The 3,521-nt window shown below is 53.9% G+C and carries 3 protein-coding genes; 2 read left to right on the top strand and 1 reads right to left on the bottom strand.

Annotated features, from left to right (window positions below; genetic code table 11):
* The coding region (locus INT22_RS21060) for a DUF2231 domain-containing protein (protein WP_319022079.1) at window positions 1-244 on the bottom strand (244 nt) is incomplete at its 3' end.
* Between the two features lie 68 nt (window positions 245-312).
* Here INT22_RS21060 and coxB point away from each other — a divergent pair.
* Together coxB and ctaD are read left to right on the top strand one after the other, a co-directional pair.
* Window positions 313-1,377: a cytochrome c oxidase subunit II gene (coxB, locus tag INT22_RS13720; protein WP_193060508.1), complete on the top strand. Its 1,065-nt coding sequence runs from the start codon at window positions 313-315 to the stop codon at window positions 1,375-1,377.
* Window positions 1,374-3,521: cytochrome c oxidase subunit I (gene ctaD / locus INT22_RS13725; RefSeq protein WP_193068426.1), on the top strand; the 2,148-nt coding region annotated here is incomplete at its 3' end. The genes coxB and ctaD, both read left to right, overlap by 4 nt.

Here is a 3,521-nt window from a genome sequence, read left to right on the forward strand (position 1 = left end):
TCCGCGCCACGGTGACCAGGTCAATAATGCCCGCTACCGAAGCAATCCAGCCGCCAAACGCGCCTACCCCCGCCAACCACAAACCGCTGCGCAGCCAGAAAGGGTCTTGGGTATACCAGTAAGCCAGGTCGCTGGCGACCAGCGCCATCAGTGCGGCCACAGGAAAGTGGATCATCACTGGGTGAAGCGGATGGCCAGCCAGCGCGGCACGGCTTTTTATCGAGCGTTGGGGAGTAAGTGTCATGGTCACTTCCTGTGGTTAGACAAAGCGAAAAAGTCATTCAGACCAACGGCATGCCAGGAAAATTGCAAATGAGGGAACGTAATGGCGTAACGTCCACCATCATTTCATATTTATCGTCACGATGGGTCCGTCGAACAGCATGCTTGCTTGGGACTTTCTTACTGGTGAGCTTAGCGGGCTGCACAGGTGATAGATCTATCTTAGACCCTGCTGGGCCTGCTGCGCGAGACGTGCGGTTAATTTGGTGGGTAATGCTCGGATTTGCCACCCTTGTACTGATTGGGGTGACAGCTCTTTGGCTTTACGCCTTTAAACCAAGAAATGTGGAACGCACACCTGCCCAGGAGCGCCGTATCGCTCGCCGGTGGATTATTGGCGGCGGCATTATGTTGCCTGTGGCCAGCATTACCGCGCTGCTACTGTTTGGCGTTCCCGCCGGCCAGCGGATGCTAACGCTACCCATGAGCGAACCGCCAGAAGTTATCGAGGTGATTGGCCATCAGTGGTGGTGGGAAGTGCGCTATCCCGATGCTGAAGGCGGTGAGGTTGTTACCGCTAATCAACTGGTGATGCCTGCTGGAGAGCCAGTAGATTTTCATGTCAGTGGTGCCGATGTGATTCATGCGTTTTGGGTGCCCCGGCTGGGGGGGAAAATAGATATGTTGCCGGGCCGCGTAAATAAAATTCGTTTACAAGCTGATGAACCCGCGGTGTTTGGTGCGCAGTGTGCCGAACTTTGCGGCGTGGGCCATGCCCATATGCAATTGCATGTGGAGGCCTTGCCACGCAGCGAGTTCGAGGCATGGTTAACTGCAAGACAAGAGACGACGCTTAGCGAACTGGCCGTTGCCGATGCTACTTACGACGACGCGCGAGATGCTTTTATGACGCATTGTGCCCGCTGCCACCAGGTAGCGGGCGTTAGCCAAGGGGGCATTGGGCCAACGCTTTCAGATGTGGGCGGTCGCGCCACGCTAGGCGCGGGGGTGATTGCCATGGAAGAAGGGGCGGTGAGTCGCTGGTTGCAGCATCACCAAACGCTAAAGCCAGGCAATAAGATGCCTACCCACAGTGAAATTGAAACGGACACCTTGGATGCCCTGGGTGCTTGGCTGGAGGCCTTGTCACCATGAAGAGTGTCAATCAAGAAGCCATTGAGCATGACCCGCAGCAATTGCACGAAGACTTGCACACCATTTGGGGGAATCCCAAAGGTCTAAGATCCTTAACTATCGTCAATCACACCACGCTTGGCCTACGTTTTATGGTCACGGGGATGGTGTTTTTCCTGATTGGCGGCATTTTAGCAATGCTGGTGCGAACCCAGTTAGCGATGCCCGACCAAAACTTTATGTCGCCAGACATTTATAATCAGGTCACCACCATGCATGGCACGGTGATGATGTTCCTGTTCGCCATTCCTATGCTGGAAGGGCTGGCGATTTACCTGATCCCAAAGATGATTGGTGCCCGCGACCTGGTCTGCCCTCGGCTAACATCACTTGGCTATTTCTGCTATTTATTTGGCGGGATTATTCTTACTTCCAGCCTGATTATTGAAATGGCGCCGTCCAGCGGCTGGTTTATGTACACCCCGCTTAGTAGTAAAGAGTTCTCGCCTGATCTGGGCTCGGATTTTTGGCTGTTGGGCATCACGTTTGTGGAAATTTCTGCAGTGTCTGCGGGTGTAGAGTTGGTAGTGTCGATATTGCGCACTCGCACTCAGGGCATGGCGCTGCATAAAATGCCGTTGTTCGCTTGGTATATCTTGGCCATGGCACTGATGATTGTGGTGGGGTTTCCACCGTTGATTCTTGGCAGCGTTTTACTGGAACTTGAGCGCGCCGTTGGTATGCCATTTTTCCAGATTGCGGGAGGCGGCGACCCCATCCTGTGGCAGCATCTGTTTTGGCTGTTTGGTCACCCTGAGGTGTACATCATCTTTCTACCTGCCGCGGGCATTGTTTCGACGCTAATACCGGTTTTTGCCGGGCGGCCTATTGTCGGTTATGGGTGGGTGGTAGCTGCCATCGCTATTATGGGCTTTATCAGTTTTGGGCTTTGGGTACACCACATGTTTACAGTGGGTATCCCACAGCTGGCTCAGGCATTTTTCTCGGCGGCTAGCATGCTGGTGGCGGTACCAACGGCGATTCAGGTGTTCGTTTGGCTGGCTACCCTGTGGCTAGGTAAACCTAAAATGAAACTGCCCATGCTTTGGGTGATGGGCTTTTTAATTATTTTCGTTTGCGGTGGTTTAACTGGGGTGATGTTGGCGCTAGTGCCATTTAACTGGCAGGTGCACGATACCCACTTTGTGGTGGCCCACATGCACTATGTATTGGTGGGTGGCATGTTCTTCCCACTCATTGCCGGGCTTTACTACTGGTTGCCGCTATTTTCCGGGCGTATGCCATCTGAAAGCCTCGGGCGTTGGGGGTTCTGGCTAACCTTTTTAGGCTTTAACGGTACGTTTCTGATTATGCATTGGACGGGCCTTTTAGGTATGCCCAGGCGTGTTTATACCTATGAGGCTGGCTCCGGGTGGGAGATTTATAACCTGCTCTCATCCGTCAGCAGCTTTGTGCTATCGGCGGGTATTGCCATGGTGTTGCTGGATATCGCGCTGCACTTCCGGTTTGGTAAACCCGCCAAACAGAACCCATGGAATGCCGATACGCTGGAATGGGCTAACTCGATGCCCCCAAGCGCTTATAACTTTGTCAGCTTACCTACTGTAGAAACACGGCATCCGTTGTGGAATGACCCGAATTTGCCACATACCATGGCGAAGGGTATGCACGGCTTAGCGGTGGCTTCCCACGGCCGGCGTGAAATGTGGGGTAGCGACCCGATTACAGGCAAAGTGCGCGAAATCATTCACCTGCCTGGTAACTCCTGGTGGCCGCTGTTGGCTGCAGCAGCGCTGGCAGTGGTGTGCATTAGTTTATTAACCCGTGTCTATGCGCTAGCGGGCATCTTTGTAGTGATTGCTGGCGTGTTTCTACTGCGCTGGTCGTGGGAGAACGGCGCACACCCGAATGCAGCCCCTGATGCAGGGGTAAAACCAGGCGATCCGCCGCTTCATTCACGCACGATGGATGGCCCTGGGCTTTGGGCAATGGCGGTGTTTTTAATTGCCAACGGTTCGTTCTTTCTTTCCTATCTGTTTGGCTGGTTTTATCTATGGACTGTTTCGCCTGAGTGGCAAATGCCAGATACACCGCCGCTGTCTCTGCTGATAATGGGCATGGCTGGCGGGGTGGGTATAGCAGGG

The organism is Halomonas sp. 3D7M, from assembly GCF_014897885.1.
In the GTDB taxonomy this organism is placed as follows: domain Bacteria; phylum Pseudomonadota; class Gammaproteobacteria; order Pseudomonadales; family Halomonadaceae; genus Vreelandella.

Excerpts from the sequence above, each read along its gene's own strand:
- coxB (WP_193060508.1), top strand. The coding sequence starts at position 313 with ATGAGGGAACGTAATGGCGTAACGTCCACCATCATTTCATATTTATCG.